The sequence below is a fragment of the Photorhabdus caribbeanensis genome (assembly GCF_018448885.1).
Taxonomy (GTDB): domain Bacteria; phylum Pseudomonadota; class Gammaproteobacteria; order Enterobacterales; family Enterobacteriaceae; genus Photorhabdus; species Photorhabdus caribbeanensis.
This window is the reverse complement of sequence record NZ_RCWB01000041.1, coordinates 1-16141: the sequence shown is the minus strand read 5'-3', so window position 1 is coordinate 16141 and position 16141 is coordinate 1. Positions and strand designations below refer to the sequence as shown.

The following is a 16141-nucleotide window of genomic DNA, read 5'->3' as shown; positions in this document are numbered from 1 at the left end:
TAGCCTTAATTATCACCTATACTTATCTTATCCCGGTGATATTTGACCTGATTTATATTTCTAGTTAACTTGGAAAGTCACTGGAAATCATCTGTCAGATTCTCATCTGAACCATAATTATGCAGTGACACAATATCATTTAAGTCACCACCTGTTTATCACAAATAAACAAGTGGTGGTTGATTGAGGGCGCAATTCAGACGCCAGTAAAATATTAATCTCACAAATGTCTGTGAGTTTCTGTGAGAGTCGGACAGAACCTCGGGAGGTTCATATATGCTATATAACAAATCTCAAGAAAAGGATAACTGTGGCTTTGGATTGATAGCCCATATTGAAGGGGAGCCAAGCCACAAAGTAGTACGTACCGCTATCCATGCCTTGGCAAGAATGCAACATCGTGGGGCAATCCTGGCAGATGGCAAAACCGGTGATGGTTGTGGTTTACTGTTGCAAAAACCTGACCGTTTTTTTCGGATGGTTGCACAGGAGCAAGAGTGGCATTTAGCCCGTAATTACGCCGTCGGAATGCTATTTCTCAGCCAAAATCCCCAGATTGCACAAAACTGCCGGGAAATCGTCGAACAAGAGCTACAAAATGAAACTCTGTCAGTCGTTGGCTGGCGTGAAGTCCCCATCAACAGTGATATTCTGGGCGAAATAGCCCTTTCAAGCCTCCCCCGAATCGAACAGATTTTTGTTAATGCTCCAGCAGGCTGGCGGGCGCGTGATTTAGAACGCCGTTTGTTCGTTGCTCGCCGCCGAATAGAAAAACGCATTAGCGACAACGATTTTTATGTTTGCAGTTTGTCCAATCTGGTGACTATCTATAAAGGGCTATGCATGGCGGCAGATTTGCCCCGTTTCTATCCCGATCTGGCTGATTTACGCTTGGAATCGGCAATTTGCCTATTCCACCAGCGCTTCTCAACCAATACTGTCCCACGCTGGCCATTGGCACAACCTTTCCGCTATCTCGCCCATAACGGTGAAATAAACACCATCACCGGTAATCGCCAGTGGGCACGAGCAAGAGCCTATAAATTCAAAACACCGCTTATTCCTGATCTGCAAACGGCAGCCCCTTTTGTCAACGAAACCGGGTCAGATTCCAGTTCGCTGGATAACATGTTGGAACTGTTTCTCAACGGCGGAATGGATTTAATCCGTGCTATGCGATTGCTGGTTCCTCCCGCATGGCAAAACAATCCTGATATGGATGAAGATCTGCGGGCTTTTTTTGATTTCAACTCCATGCATATGGAACCGTGGGATGGTCCTGCGGGTATCGTTATGTCCGATGGACGCTACGCTGCCTGTAATCTGGATCGTAATGGCTTGCGTCCGGCTCGCTATGTTATCACCAAAGATAAGCTGATCACCTGCGCTTCCGAAGTCGGCATCTGGGATTATCAACCGGACGAAGTGGTGGAAAAAGGGCGCGTTGGTCCCGGTGAACTTATCGTGATTGATACCCGCCAAGGCCGCATCCTTCATGCAGAAGAAACAGACAATGACTTGAAAAGCCGCCATCCCTATAAAGAATGGATGGATAAAAACGTCAAACGCCTGACTCCATTTGAAGAATTACTGGAAGATCAAACTGGCCGCCGGGATCTGAACGATCAATCCTTAGCGGTCTATCACAAGCAATTTGCCTACAGCAACGAAGAGCTAGATCAAATCATCCGTGTCTTAGGAGAGAATGGTCAGGAAGCGACCGGTTCAATGGGAGATGATACACCGTTTGCCGTCCTTTCCAGCCGCCCACGGATTATTTATGACTATTTCCGCCAGCAATTCGCTCAAGTCACTAATCCGCCTATCGACCCACTACGCGAAGCTCATGTTATGTCTCTCACCACCTGCATTGGGCGGGAGATGAACGTATTTTGTGAAGCAGAGGGGCAAGCACACCGATTAAGTTTTAAATCCCCGATTCTGCTCTACTCTGATTTTCATCAATTAATAACGCAACAAAGTCCACATTATCGCGCAGAACGATTAGATCTAACTTTCAACCCACAAGAAACCAATTTGCAAAATGCCCTGTTTGCATTGTGTGACCAGGCAGAACAACTCGCCAGAGATGGCGCAGTATTGTTGGTATTATCTGACCGCAACATTACGCCGGAGAAATTACCTATACCTGCACCGATGGCTGTTGGCGCTATTCAACACCGCTTGGTAGAAAAAAACCTACGCTGTGATACCAACCTGATAGTAGAAACAGCAAGTGCCCGTGATCCACACCATTTCACTGTACTACTGGGATTTGGCGCAACAGCGATCTATCCCTATCTGGCTTATGAATCACTGGCCAAAATGGTCGATAATGGCACAATTAACAAACCTTATGCTGATGTCATGCTCAACTACCGCAATGGTATCAATAAAGGGTTATATAAAATTATGTCGAAAATGGGTATCTCGACTATCGCCTCTTATCGCTGCTCTAAACTATTTGAAGCTGTCGGCTTACATTCCGAATTAACTGAGCTTTGCTTCAACGGCGTCGTCAGTCGCATTGGTGGTGCTAATTTCAGCGATTTTGAGCAGGATCTGCGAAACTTATCCAAACGGGCATGGCTTGCTCGTCACCCCCTCGATCAGGGCGGATTGCTGAAATATGTTCATAACGGCGAATACCACGCTTATAACCCCGATGTTGTCAGCACTTTACAGGCTGCGGTTCATAGTGGCGAATATAACGATTACCTGAAATATTCTCGTCTGGTTAATCAACGCCCAATTACTACCATCCGTGATTTACTGGCGATAAAAACAAAAGATAAACCTCTACCTATTGAAGAAGTAGAACCCGCCGAAGAGTTGTTTAAACGCTTTGATACCGCAGCGATGTCGATTGGCGCATTAAGCCCCGAAGCACACGAAGCTCTGGCCGAAGCCATGAATACGCTAGGTGGTTTTTCCAACTCCGGCGAAGGCGGAGAAGATCCCGCACGTTATGGAACAAAAAAGGTTTCCCGTATCAAACAAGTTGCTTCCGGTCGATTTGGTGTGACGCCTGCTTATCTGGTCAACGCTGATGTGATTCAGATTAAAGTCGCACAAGGCGCTAAACCCGGAGAAGGCGGGCAATTACCGGGTGATAAGGTGACACCGTACATTGCGAAACTGCGTTATTCCGTACCCGGCGTAACCCTTATTTCGCCACCACCGCATCATGATATTTACTCTATTGAAGATTTAGCTCAGTTGATTTTCGATCTAAAACAGATCAACCCTAATGCGCTGATCTCAGTAAAACTGGTTTCAGAACCCGGCGTTGGTACTGTTGCCACTGGCGTTGCCAAAGCTTATGCCGATTTAATTACTATCGCAGGTTATGATGGCGGTACCGGCGCCAGCCCATTGTCATCAGTGAAATATGCCGGGTGCCCTTGGGAATTGGGGCTGGTGGAAACCCAACAAGCGCTAGTTGCTAACGGATTACGCCATAAGATCCGCTTACAAGTTGATGGCGGGTTGAAAACCGGCGTAGATATTATTAAAGCGGCCATTCTTGGCGCTGAAAGTTTCGGCTTCGGTACTGGTCCGATGGTTGCCCTTGGATGCAAATATCTGCGTATTTGCCACCTCAATAATTGTGCAACCGGGGTTGCCACTCAGGATGAAAAATTACGTCGCGACCACTACCACGGCTTACCTGAGCGGGTAATGAACTATTTCCGCTTTATCGCCCGTGAAACCAGAGAGATCATGGCTGCATTGGGCATCAAAAAGCTAACTGATTTAATAGGCCGGACTGACCTGCTTGAAGTACTAGAAGGTATTTCAGCAAAACAGAGCAAACTCAATCTTGATCCGCTCTTGGCAACCGCTGAACCCCATCAGGGCAAAACATTATATTGCACCGAAAACAACCCACCATTCGATAATGGGGCCCTGAATAAGAATTTACTGGCTCAAGCCGCTAGCTATATTGAGAACCAACAAAGTAAAACTCTCTATTTCGATATCCGTAATACTGATCGCTCAGTGGGCGCTTCCCTTTCCGGTTTTATCGCTGCTCGATATGGTAATCAGGGAGTCGCCGCAGCGCCAATAAAAATTCATTTCAATGGTACTGCCGGTCAAAGTTTTGGCGTCTGGAATGCCGGCAGTCTGGAGCTAACACTTATCGGCGATGCCAATGATTATGTCGGTAAAGGTATGGCTGGCGGCCGCATTGTCATACACCCGCCAGTGGGGTCTGCCTTCAAAAGTCATCAGGCAACCATCATTGGCAACACATGTCTCTACGGCGCAACCGGAGGCAAACTGTTTGCTGCCGGACGAGCAGGAGAACGCTTCGCCGTTCGTAATTCAGGGGCGATTACGGTTGTAGAAGGTATCGGAGATAATGGCTGTGAATATATGACAGGAGGTATCGTCTGTATTCTCGGACGCACCGGAATAAATTTTGGTGCAGGAATGACCGGCGGCTTTGCTTATGTCTTGGATGAAAATGACGATTTCCGCAAACGGGTTAACCCAGAGTTAGTCGAAGTACTGGCAGTAGCTACCTTAGCTATTCACGAAGAACACTTGAGAGGGCTTATCACTGAGCACGTCCTCCTGACCGGCTCCCAACGCGGTGAAGATATTCTTGCTAACTGGCAACAGTGGCTGAGTAAATTCGCGCTTGTGAAACCCAAATCCAGTGATGTGAAAGCCCTGCTGGGACATCGCAGTCGTTCTTCCGCAGAGTTGCGAATTCAAGCGCAATAAGGAGCTAAGATGAGCCAGAATGTATATCAGTTTATCGACTTACAACGTGTCGATCCGCCTAAAAAGCCGCTGAAAATCCGCAAAATAGAATTTGTGGAAATCTATGAGCCATTTTCAGCAATTCAGGCACAAACACAGGCTGATCGCTGCCTTTCTTGCGGTAATCCTTATTGTGAATGGAAATGTCCCGTTCATAACTACATTCCCAATTGGCTTAAACTTGCCAATGAAGGACGTATTATGGAAGCGGCTGATTTATCTCATCAAACAAACAGCCTGCCGGAAGTTTGTGGTCGTGTTTGTCCACAGGATCGCCTGTGTGAAGGCGCTTGTACTCTGAATGATGAGTTCGGTGCCGTGACTATTGGTAATATTGAACGCTACATCAATGATAAAGCGATTGCTATGGGCTGGAAGCCCGATATGTCACAAGTTCAGCCAACGGGCAAACAGGTTGCGATTATTGGCGCAGGTCCTGCGGGGCTAGCTTGTGCTGATGTATTGACCCGTAATGGCGTACAAGCCGTTGTTTTTGATCGTCACCCAGAAATTGGTGGACTACTTACCTTTGGCATACCGGCGTTTAAACTGGAAAAAGAGGTCATGATACGCCGCCGTGAAATTTTCTCTGAGATGGGAATTGAATTCCGGCTCAATACTGAAATAGGCAAAGATATTGACTTATCTGAACTGACTGAGCAGTTTGATGCGGTATTCCTTGGTGTAGGAACCTATCAGTCAATGCGTGGAGGGCTGGTAAATGAAGATGCTGATGGTGTTTATGATGCTCTGCCATTTCTGACCGCCAATACCCGGCATTTGATGGGGTATCCCGTCCTACAATCGCAACCTTTCATCAATATGCAAGGTAAGCGGGTTGTAGTACTTGGCGGCGGTGATACTGCAATGGATTGTGTCAGAACCTCGATTCGCCAAAAAGCAGTTTCGGTTACTTGTGCTTATCGTCGCGACGAAATCAACATGCCAGGCTCCCAGCGTGAAGTCAAAAATGCCAAGGAAGAAGGCGTAGAGTTTCTGTTTAATCTGCAACCCGTCAGTATTGAAATCAACCATTCAGGCCAAGTTTGTGGCATAAAAATGGTACGGACTCAATTAGGTCAACCTGATGAGAATGGACGCCGCCAAGCTGAAATTATTGCAGGTTCAGAACACCTGCTTAAGGCCGATGCAGTGATCATGGCATTCGGCTTTAAACCACATACCATGAATTGGCTAAGCGATCATCAAGTAACCTTGGATAAACAAGGGCGCATTGTCGCACCAGAGCACTCAGACATTCCCTTTCAAACCAGTAATCCGCAGATATTTGCTGGTGGAGATGCTGTGCGTGGCTCAGATCTCGTTGTAACCGCAATTGCCGAGGGGCGTAAAGCCGCGCAAGGCATTCTTGATTATCTAAACATCTAATCAACCAAGGGAGCTTTTCAGCTCCCATCTCTTTCTATTATCAGTTCGATAACTTATATTAATTGGATTGCCCTTAGACAAAAGAGTAAGTGAATTTAATGAATATTCCACATTTATTACTGTTATATATAATATTTTAGAATATTATTTTTTATAAATGTATAATTTAAATAATATATTCTAACTAATAGGAATAAACACTAGGATATTCACTTAACTATAAACACTGGAAATATTAATGAATCTAATAAAAACCCTAACTTTATTATCACCAATGCTGTTTACCAGTCAAACGGCACTTGCTTTATCACATCCATTAACACCTGAAAACATTACCAAAGAAATTATAAACAGAGGTACCAACTCTGTAGTAGCAGAATTAGGTGAAATGGGAGCCAGGCAAGAAATCATTCACAACATTACTACTGGTGATAGTCAATGGATAAAACTGGCTTTCAAATTAACGCAAAGCATGCACTTGGACTTTGCCAAAGAGATGCGCTACGCATTATCCCTGGCATTAATTAATAATCCTGTTGAGGTCCTTGCTAACGCAGATAAAGAAAACAATATATCATTGGCTGATATCTGCACAATCCCACCAGAACTAGGAAGCAAAGATAATAAAATAGAGTTTGTAGATAAGGTCAAAAAGAGCTTAGGCGCTATCACAAATCGCAAAGCTAAAGACAGAGCTGAAGATTGTTTCTGGGAGTTAGAAAAAGCCTACAATACAGAATTATAATTAATAAATTTGAAAAAATAAGGAGGCAAACCCGCCCCCTCTTTTAACGCTTATTTTACTACCCGTAAAGCAGGGCGCCCTCTCGTTGGTTTTGGTGGCTCATCATCAGGTGAAGTTCCACTATTATCTTCGGCATCACTCAGTGTATCCGTAACTAATACCAGATTATCTGTCGCAGATGCAGAAGTACCCGCTTTATCCTGATCTGAAGCAGATTTAAAAAGATATTCATCTTTATAAGCTGCTTCAGGCTCAAACATCATTCCCGCCCCATTTTCACGGCCATAAATCGCTATAACTGCCGCCATCGGCACATTAACCCGACGGGGAACACCGCCAAAACGGGCATTGAAACGTACTTCATCATTAGTTAACTCAAGATTACCAACAGCTCTCGGCGCTATATTCAGCACAATTTGCCCGTCGCGAGCATATTCCATCGGTACATTAACTCCGCGTAAAGTCACATCTATAACCAAATGCGGAGTCATATTATTATCGAGCAACCACTCGTAGTGAGCACGCAACAAATAAGGACGACGGGGAGACATTTGAGACAGCTCCATAAATCAGCTCCTGGATTGCAAGCGCATTTCACGTTCAGCTTCGGTTAATGAAGCCAAGAATGCATCACGCTCAAAGACACGCTGCATGTAAATTTGTAAATCTTTAGTGCCAGAACTCGGTAACTCTATACCCAATACCGGTAAACGCCACAGTAAAGGAGCAAGATAACAATCAACCAAACTGAATTCTTCGCTCATAAAGAATGGCATCTCTTTAAATATTGGCGCCACTGCTAGCAACTCTTCTGCTAATCGTTTACGGGCAGTATTGGCCTCTTGAGAATTGCCTTCTTCAATAGTATGCATCAGGGAGTACCAGTCTTTTTCGATGCGGTGCATCATCAAACGGCTGGAACCACGAGCAACTGGATACACTGGCATTAATGGCGGATGAGGAAAACGTTCATCCAGATATTCCATAATGATGCGGGAATCATATAGCGTCAGCTCACGATCAACCAAAGTCGGAACTGTCTGATAAGGGTTCAGATCGATAAGGTCCTGTGGCAGATTACCTGCCTCAACCTGTTCAACTTCAACACTGACACCTTTTTCCGCCAATACAATTCGCACTTGATGGCTAAAAATGTCGGCCGGGCCTGAAAACAGAGTCATTACCGAACGTTTGTTGGCAGCGACAGCCATGAAAACCTCCAAGTTTATCTAAAAAAGGAATGAATAGCCCCATACGACCACGACTATTCTTACTTATTCATTCTCACCCTTTATGTTTCTGCGCCGCAACGGTGAATACGGAATGCGCTACTCAACACAATTATTATCCAACGCAATTACCATCGTTCAGATAATAGGCAGACAAATGGATGAGGCAAAAATTGGCACTAGTTTACCAGATTTTGTACATTTTGGGGGAAGTGTATGGATAATTAAGTAAAAAACCCGCCACAAAGACGGGTTTGCACATTAAATAATTGCCATAAAGACAAAAAATTAACGCTTGGAGAACTGTGGACGACGACGTGCTTTACGCAGACCAACTTTCTTACGTTCAACTTCACGAGCATCGCGGGTAACGAAGCCAGCTTTACGAAGATCAGAACGCAGAGTTTCGTCATACGCCATTAGTGCGCGGGTGATACCGTGACGGATTGCACCTGCTTGACCAGAAATACCACCACCTTTAACGGTGATGTACAGATCCAGTTTACCCAACATATCAACCAACTCCAGCGGCTGACGAACAACCATGCGCGCTGTTTCACGGCCGAAGTAAACTTCAAGGCTGCGTTTGTTGATGACGATATTACCGCTACCTGGCTTGATAAAGACACGTGCGGAAGAGCTTTTGCGGCGACCAGTGCCGTAGTATTGATTTTCAGCCATTGCCTATAATCCCGATTAAATGTCCAGAACTTGCGGTTGCTGTGCCGCATGGTTGTGCTCGCTACCGGCGTAAACTTTCAGTTTACGGTACATTGCACGGCCCAGTGGCCCTTTTGGCAGCATGCCTTTAACCGCGATTTCAATTACACGCTCAGGACGGCGAGCAATCATCTCTTCAAAGGTCGCTTGCTTGATACCACCGATATGACCGGTGTGGTGATAATAGATTTTATCAGAACGCTTGTTGCCGGTGACTGCAACTTTTTCTGCATTAACGATGATGATGTAATCACCGGTATCAACATGCGGAGTATATTCCGCTTTATGCTTGCCGCGCAGACGACGAGCCACTTCAGTTGCAAGACGGCCTAAAGTTTTGCCATCTGCGTCAACAACATACCAGTCGCGTTTTACGGTTTCTGGTTTAGCTGTAAAAGTTTTCATTAAAGCTTACCCAATAATAAGTTACACGTTGGTGAACACTCAAGGTTCAGAAACTTGCTGAGGTTCACACGACTCTTGTCCAGCAAACCTACCCCTTCGAATAGCCTATGCCGGCACTATTGCAAGTTTTTGGGAAAAAAACATTGCCGTAACGTGGGGTCGCAAGATTATAGAGAAGTCAAAAATAAAAATCGACCCCAATTTGAATATTTAAAATCAGTTTTGAATCTGCAATATACGATTAAGGTAAATGAGGTAATTTCAGATACTCTTCGCTTTGCATCTCTTGTAAACGAGATAAGCACCGCTGATATTCAAAAGTCAACAACACCCCTTGATAAATTTGCTCCATCGGCACCGCCGCATTAATGATCAGTTTTACCCGGCGTTCGTAAAACTCATCAACCAGCGCCAGGAAACGACGAGCGGCATTTTCATTACCCGGCATTATCGCGGGAACCTGATATAACAAAACAGTGTGATAAAGTTTTGATAAAACAATGTAGTCCATCTGACTACGCGCATCTTCACACAAAACTTTAAATCCAATTGCCAATACACCATCAGCATTACGAATCACAGGCATCTGCCGATGATTAATTTCCAACACCGAAGCTTGTTCACTGCTGTTACCGGCCAAAAGAATAAACATTCGATTCATCGCTCGTTCATTATCTTCATTCAATGGCGAGAAATAGAGATGAGCTTGTGTCAAGGTGCGCAACCGATAGTCAATACCCGAATCCACATTCATAACGTTACAGTATTTTTTGATCTGCTCAATAGCAGGCAAAAAGCGAGTTCGCTGTAAACCATTACGATAGAGTTCATCAGGAGGAATATTGGACGTTGCAATCAAGGTAATTCCCCTGACAAACAGCGCTTCCAACAATGTACCGAGAATCATAGCATCGGTAATATCGGAAACGAAAAACTCATCAAAGCAAAGCACGTCTGTTTCTGCTTTAAAACCATCCGCCACAATATCCAGCGGATTTTCATGCCCTTGCAATGCCTTTAACTCTTCATGTACTCGCAGCATGAAACGATGGAAATGCAAACGTAATTTTCTTTCACTGGGTAAACTTTGGTAAAACATATCCATTAACCAAGTTTTTCCTCTACCAACGCCTCCCCACATATAAAGCCCTTGAACAGGTGTACAGCTTCTTGACGTCGGCTTCCCTAGCAATTTACTCAGACGTCCTTTCAAGCTTTGGCGTTTCACGGGCTTGCCGAGAGAAGCATAAATCAGAGCATGATGAATGGTATCCAATTGAGCAACGACTTGACGCTGAACCTCATCTGGTTGGTATTTACCTTCGGAAAGGTTTTTTTGATAGTATGATGAAGGGGTAATCAATGATGGCATGACAATAACAATCCTTAAAATAATCGCCCGTTTTTTATCGTTTTTATGATTCAGATTGACCTTATTACCGGATCAATTGTCTACAATAAGGTTCAGAATAAGGTCTACAAACAAATGTAAATCATGATCAATATTCCACTCTAACTAGATTAACGGTTATAGTGACGATAATTAAGTGAAACATTCTGCGGAACAACGATGTTGATGAAGGAGTAGCTATGACTTGGGAGTATGCACTGATTGGATTGGTAGTTGGTTTTGTTATCGGAGCGCTAGTTATGCGTTTTGGTAACACTAAGCTGCGCCAGCAGAAAGCCTTACAAACAGAACTGGAGAATAATAAATCAGAACTGGAAGAGTACCGTAAAGAATTAGTTGGTCATTTTGCCCGCAGTGCAGAATTACTCGACAATATGGCTCGCGATTATCGTCAGTTATATCAGCATATGGCTAAAAGCTCTCATGAACTGATGCCGAATATGCCAGTACAAGATAACCCATTCAATTATCGATTGACTGAATCAGAAGCGGATAACGATCAAGCTCCAGTTAAAATGCCACCAAAAGATTATTCCGATGGTGCTTCCGGCCTGTTTCGTCCGATGAATGAAAAAAACCAATAAAAATTTCTGCTGTGGCATGTTTTGTGCCACAGCATTGATTCAGATGTAAAATCTATTATCTACCCGTAAGTTTTGTTTTTTTGTTTCTCAATCATGTAAATACCTGTAAAGAATTGTGGAAAATCTGTTTGCCCGATGAACTTTATTTAATAATTAACAGTCATAAAGTAATCATGGCAGCTTGCCGGAATTAACTTCAATTGGCCTTCTGGCTTAGGTACACAAGAGAACAAAATTAGATGAAAAGAAAACACTTATTCCTTAGTGCGTTAGCAATCAGTATCGGATTGTCTACAATTTCGGTCCCTACTATCAGTAGTGCTGCTTTACCTGCTGCTATCGCCGGTCAGGAGTTGCCGAGCCTCGCACCGATGCTCGAAAAAGTCCTGCCAGCCGTTGTCAGCGTGCATGTTTCTGGTACGCAAGTACAACAGGAACAAAGTATACCTGAAGAATTCAGATTCTTCTTTGGTCCAAATCTACCGATGGGCCGTGAAAGTACCCGCCCATTCCAAGGGCTTGGCTCAGGTGTCATTATTGATGCCGCCAAAGGTTATATATTAACCAACAATCACGTTATCGAGAATGCAGATAAAATCCGTGTCCAATTGAATGATGGACGTGAATATGAAGCCAGATTGTTAGGCCGAGATCCTCAGACGGATATCGCTCTGCTGCAACTGAAAGATGCTAAGAATTTAACTGCAATTACTATGGCCGATTCCGATAAGCTCCGAGTTGGTGATTTTGCTGTTGCGGTTGGTAATCCATTTGGCCTTGGTCAAACTGCAACTTCCGGCATTATCTCTGCATTAGGGCGTAGCGGTCTGAACTTGGAAGGGTTAGAAAACTTCATCCAAACGGATGCTTCTATTAACCGCGGCAACTCCGGCGGCGCACTGGTTAATTTGAATGGTGAATTAATAGGCATCAATACCGCTATTCTGGCCCCAGGCGGCGGTAACATCGGTATCGGTTTTGCAATCCCAAGTAATATGGCAAAAACCCTGAGTGAACAGCTTATCGCTCATGGTGAAGTCAAGCGCGGTATTCTTGGTATTAAAGGCATGGAAATGAATTCCGATATCGCCAAAGCATTCAATATTGATGCACAGCGCGGGGCATTTGTCAGTGAAGTATTACCAAAATCCGCAGCAGCGAAAGCAGGTATTAAATCCGGCGACATTCTTGTTTCCGTTGATGGTAAGAAGATCAGTAGCTTTGCTGAACTGAAAGCCAAAATCGGCACAACGATACCAGGTAAAGAAATTAAAATTGGTTTATTGCGTAAAGGTAAGCCAATGGAGGTTTCAGTTACGCTAGAAAGCAGTGAAGGTCAAACAACCAAAGCAGGAAATCTGACTCTTGCCCTGCAAGGTGCAACCCTGAGCAATGGTGAAGTGAAAGGGACTTATGGTGTGAAAATCGATAGTGTTGCTCAAAACTCACCGGCGGCGTTATCTGGCTTACAGAAAAATGACCTGATTGTTGGGATCAATAATGAACGGATACAGAATATTAATGAACTGCGCAAAGTGATTGATTCTAAACCGCCAGTCATAGCGCTGAACATTCTTCGCGGTGAAGAGAGTATCTATCTGTTACTGAGAAATTAATACTTTTAGTAAAAATTCCATTTAAGGCACAGCGTAATGCTGTGTCTTAAAGTCATTGATATCCCTCACTATAGGTGATCCTGTAAATAGTTTTTCTGGAGAACTCAATATGAGAACCGTAGTAATATTTAAAAGTGGCAATAACCGAGCTGTACGTTTACCTCGCGACCTTGATTTCGAGGGAGTGAACGTTATTCGTGAAGGCGATATCATTATTCTGCGACCGGTTAAACCCAGTTGGAATTCCTTTTCGCAACAAGAAAAAACTGACTCTGACTTTTTAACCAAACGGTTGGATATTGTGGAAGAAAGACACGTTAAGTTATGAAAAAATATAACCCTTTGTTTTAACCTCTGATTTTAATCGGTATAAGGTTTTAACCATTGTTTTTACTACTTTTAATACCTGATTTTTATTAAGTTTAATCATCAAGCATATCGTGTTTTACATTTAACAAACGTTAATCATAGCCGCTTTTCATCTTTGCTGATGCTGTTTACTCTTAATCCTGAGAGATTTCTATAAGCCATCACCCTTTACTTTATCCGCATAAATTATGCCAGTAAATAGCCTGATGACATTAAAGATACCCCCTTATATTTTTTCGGATAATCAACTCTCTATTTAAAACTTAAATCCTACCATATTAACCGTTTTATCTTTCTTTTTATTGCGTTATGTTTATAAATTGCTTAGTAAAATAGCAGTGAAAAAACACTTTAATATCAACATACCGAGTAATATTATTTTTCCTGCTGACTGCTTTTCAACTTTCTGTTAATGATTAATAGACTTTTATTACAAGCAATTAACTGTCTTTATAAAAAGTGTATCTATTGGGTTAAATCCGACTTTTCTTTTTATATTAAATCTCTAACTCTGTATTCTTGCTTTTAAACGATCACGCAAGGAATAGACCACCTTTATTCACTCTGTATCTTTTAAAAAGCTAGTATTAATGGGATACCTACTTTTTTAATCCTTACTGAATTAATTGCCGATAAAAAAAGCGTTTTCGACGACTAAATACAGAAAATACAAGTAAAAAGATAAAGTTAACCATATTAAAAAGATGGAGCCTGTAAAACGATTCTCGTTTCTATAATTTTACTATTTTTTTAATCAAAAATGCATCCAAGGACAGATAACAGATAACAGATAACAGATAACAGATAACAGATAACAGATATGTTAATAATATTGGGATAAATTCCTACTTATTTAATCATTTTTAATCTAGTTAATCTAAAAGTTTACCGGCTGTCTTTACGATTACCTCCGATTTTTCGTAAACTTCTTACAGACCATGTAAAATCTCTTATTTAAGGCAAATTAGCTTAATGTGGTTAATGTGGTTAATCCTGTTAAATATTTTCACTCTTATTATCGGATTAACGCTGTCACTTGGTTAATCAATTTAAGACCGACTTTTCCTGATGTTTTCTCTTCCAATATCAGTATAGCATCGAATTTTTACCCGTTTTAAAAAAATCTTAATCACTTATTTTCACCTTTAACAATTAAAGTTTTTACCTGCTTTTTCATAATACGCTTACTACTTTTTCCAGATTTTAAACCCCCGCTGACAGACCATAAACGTTTTTTTAACTACTGTTTTATCATATTACCTGAATGAGTGAAAATATCTGACACTCCTTGCTTTTAAATCACATGAAAAAAAGAAAACCCACATGATTTAATCTGAGTGAATCTGAACGTTACGAAGTCAATAAAAAGCGCTAAAACGAAAAGTTAAAGATAGTAAAAACAGTGTTAAAATCTCGCAGGTTGTAGCAAAATGCGCTAAAAGCTAGCAATCCGAGATACAGCATAATGCGGTATCTGTTAATTTCTATGTTATCCTGCCATGACTCATTAACTCACACTGAATAATACCCATGATTGCCAAGTTGCTGCGCTCTGCTTTTTTAGGATTACTTGTCGCTGTAATTTTACTGATTGCCATTCCATCACTGCGCCCTAGCGGGCTGACATCTGCAATTACCAGTAACAGTAATGACGAAGTTCCATTCAGCTTTAATAAAGGTGTCCGTAGGGCGGCACCCGCCGTGGTTAACGTCTACAGCAGCAACATGGGAAGTTTTTCTCATCAAGGCCGGGAAAACCATACCCTTGGTTCTGGCGTCATCATGAGTGATAAGGGCTACATTCTTACCAATAAACACGTCATTAATAATGCAGGACAAATTATTGTTGCACTGCAAGACGGTCATTTTTATGAAGCCCTGGTCATAGGTTCTGATAGCTTAACGGATCTTGCTGTCCTGAAAATTGATGCCGAAAACCTGCCAGTCATAACGATTAATCCAAATAGAGTCGCGCATGTGGGAGATGTCGTTTTAGCCATTGGTAATCCTTACAACTTAGGCCAAACCATTACTCAAGGGATTATTAGCGCTACTGGTCGAGTTGGATTAAGCCCTACCCGCCGTCAAAATTTCCTCCAGACCGATGCTTCCATTAATCAGGGTAATTCTGGCGGGGCTTTGATTAATACCCTTGGCGAGCTAGTGGGTATTAATACATTATCATTCGATAAAAGTGAAAATGGTGAAACACCAGAAGGATTGGGGTTCGCTATTCCAACTGAACTCGCCACTAAGATTATGCAGAAACTTATCCGTGACGGACGGGTTATCCGCGGTTTTATTGGCATAACGTCGCAGGAGCTGCCACATATTCGCTCTTCTAACGGCAATATTAACCAGCTTCAAGGGTTACGAGTATTTCAGGTGACTACAAACGGGCCTGCGCAAAAAGCCGGTATTAAAGTGGGTGATATCATTACCAGTGTCAATAACAAACCCGCTATTTCTGCGGTTGAAACAATGGATCAAGTCGCTGAAATACGACCCGGCAGCATTGTTCCTGTCACTTTATTGCGCAATGGGAAAATATTATCGCTGCAAGTGACCATTGAAGAATTTGATGAATATTAATTAACCTGAGCTTCACTGAAATTGGATTTTTGGTGAGCGTAGCGAGTTAAAAAATTTGGGATTTATGTCACATTTATTAAGTTAATCAAATATTCATCACCTAAACAGACGGGACAACCTAAGTTTTTTGTTATATGTTCCTGACTGGATATTAAACACATAAAATGACTTATCAGTTCAATTATCTTAACAGTAATGGAATATCCCCGACGTTGCCTGTTCATACAGGTTATCAATAAGACTATCAGCGACAAACTGCTGGCGCCTTTATAGTTCTGAAACTTGCCCGAGGCTCTTTAACCCTTGAG

The 16141-nt window shown here is 42.7% G+C and carries 12 protein-coding genes; 7 read left to right on the top strand and 5 right to left on the bottom strand.

Features of this window, described 5'->3' with window-relative positions; all coding sequences use genetic code 11:
• The first annotated feature begins 276 nt into the window (after positions 1-276).
• The 3 genes from gltB to EAE90_RS20030 all read left to right on the top strand — a co-directional run bounded on the left by gltB (position 277) and on the right by EAE90_RS20030 (position 6907).
• A complete protein-coding gene (gltB, locus tag EAE90_RS20040) occupies positions 277-4734 on the top strand; it encodes a glutamate synthase large subunit (RefSeq protein ID WP_214054983.1) in 4458 nt (1485 codons plus the stop codon).
• Between the two features lie 9 nt (positions 4735-4743).
• Positions 4744-6162: a glutamate synthase small subunit gene (locus tag EAE90_RS20035; protein WP_214054982.1), complete on the top strand. Its 1419-nt coding sequence runs from the start codon at positions 4744-4746 to the stop codon at positions 6160-6162.
• Positions 6163-6400: 238 nt separating this feature from the next.
• The gene (locus EAE90_RS20030; protein WP_214054981.1) at positions 6401-6907 is read left to right on the top strand and encodes a hypothetical protein; all 507 of its coding nucleotides are present in this window, start codon (positions 6401-6403) and stop codon (positions 6905-6907) included.
• A 50-nt stretch (positions 6908-6957) separates the two neighbouring features.
• Here EAE90_RS20030 and sspB read toward each other — a convergent pair whose 3' ends face one another.
• From sspB to zapE, 5 genes are all read right to left on the bottom strand, one after another.
• A complete protein-coding gene (sspB, locus tag EAE90_RS20025) occupies positions 6958-7473 on the bottom strand; it encodes a ClpXP protease specificity-enhancing factor (protein WP_036808601.1) in 516 nt (171 codons plus the stop codon).
• Positions 7474-7476: 3 nt separating this feature from the next.
• Positions 7477-8118: a stringent starvation protein SspA gene (gene sspA, locus EAE90_RS20020; RefSeq protein ID WP_058589205.1), complete on the bottom strand. Its 642-nt coding sequence runs from the start codon at positions 8116-8118 to the stop codon at positions 7477-7479.
• 306 nt (positions 8119-8424) lie between these two features.
• The gene (rpsI, locus tag EAE90_RS20015; RefSeq protein WP_011148146.1) at positions 8425-8817 is read right to left on the bottom strand and encodes a 30S ribosomal protein S9; all 393 of its coding nucleotides are present in this window, start codon (positions 8815-8817) and stop codon (positions 8425-8427) included.
• Between the two features lie 15 nt (positions 8818-8832).
• Positions 8833-9261 (bottom strand): 50S ribosomal protein L13, encoded by a 429-nt coding sequence (gene rplM, locus EAE90_RS20010; RefSeq protein ID WP_011148147.1) that lies wholly within the window; start codon positions 9259-9261, stop codon positions 8833-8835.
• A gap of 241 nt (positions 9262-9502) precedes the next feature.
• Complete coding sequence (zapE, locus tag EAE90_RS20005; protein WP_214054980.1) at positions 9503-10633, bottom strand: cell division protein ZapE; 1131 nt, start codon at positions 10631-10633, stop codon at positions 9503-9505.
• A 218-nt stretch (positions 10634-10851) separates the two neighbouring features.
• Between zapE and zapG the strand changes: the two genes are divergently transcribed.
• The 4 genes from zapG (at position 10852) to degS (ending at position 15833) form a co-directional block, all read left to right on the top strand.
• Positions 10852-11256, top strand: coding sequence for a Z-ring associated protein ZapG (gene zapG / locus EAE90_RS20000; RefSeq protein WP_088373727.1), 405 nt, complete (start codon positions 10852-10854; stop codon positions 11254-11256).
• A 239-nt stretch (positions 11257-11495) separates the two neighbouring features.
• On the top strand, positions 11496-12872 hold the full coding sequence (gene degQ, locus EAE90_RS19995; protein ID WP_214054979.1) for a serine endoprotease DegQ: 1377 nt from the start codon (positions 11496-11498) through the stop codon (positions 12870-12872).
• A 109-nt stretch (positions 12873-12981) separates the two neighbouring features.
• Complete coding sequence (vapB, locus tag EAE90_RS19990; RefSeq protein ID WP_214054978.1) at positions 12982-13200, top strand: type II toxin-antitoxin system VapB family antitoxin; 219 nt, start codon at positions 12982-12984, stop codon at positions 13198-13200.
• Between the two features lie 1571 nt (positions 13201-14771).
• Positions 14772-15833 (top strand): outer membrane-stress sensor serine endopeptidase DegS, encoded by a 1062-nt coding sequence (gene degS / locus EAE90_RS19985; protein WP_214054977.1) that lies wholly within the window; start codon positions 14772-14774, stop codon positions 15831-15833.
• Positions 15834-16141: the final 308 nt, after the last annotated feature.

Coding starts and splice junctions, on each gene's coding strand:
- gltB (WP_214054983.1), top strand. CDS start 277: ATGCTATATAACAAATCTCAAGAAAAGGATAACTGTGGCTTTGGATTG.
- EAE90_RS20035 (WP_214054982.1), top strand. CDS start 4,744: ATGAGCCAGAATGTATATCAGTTTATCGACTTACAACGTGTCGATCCG.
- EAE90_RS20030 (WP_214054981.1), top strand. CDS start 6,401: ATGAATCTAATAAAAACCCTAACTTTATTATCACCAATGCTGTTTACC.
- sspB (WP_036808601.1), bottom strand. CDS start 7,473: ATGGAGCTGTCTCAAATGTCTCCCCGTCGTCCTTATTTGTTGCGTGCT.
- sspA (WP_058589205.1), bottom strand. CDS start 8,118: ATGGCTGTCGCTGCCAACAAACGTTCGGTAATGACTCTGTTTTCAGGC.
- rpsI (WP_011148146.1), bottom strand. CDS start 8,817: ATGGCTGAAAATCAATACTACGGCACTGGTCGCCGCAAAAGCTCTTCC.
- rplM (WP_011148147.1), bottom strand. CDS start 9,261: ATGAAAACTTTTACAGCTAAACCAGAAACCGTAAAACGCGACTGGTAT.
- zapE (WP_214054980.1), bottom strand. CDS start 10,633: ATGCCATCATTGATTACCCCTTCATCATACTATCAAAAAAACCTTTCC.
- zapG (WP_088373727.1), top strand. CDS start 10,852: ATGACTTGGGAGTATGCACTGATTGGATTGGTAGTTGGTTTTGTTATC.
- degQ (WP_214054979.1), top strand. CDS start 11,496: ATGAAAAGAAAACACTTATTCCTTAGTGCGTTAGCAATCAGTATCGGA.
- vapB (WP_214054978.1), top strand. CDS start 12,982: ATGAGAACCGTAGTAATATTTAAAAGTGGCAATAACCGAGCTGTACGT.
- degS (WP_214054977.1), top strand. CDS start 14,772: ATGATTGCCAAGTTGCTGCGCTCTGCTTTTTTAGGATTACTTGTCGCT.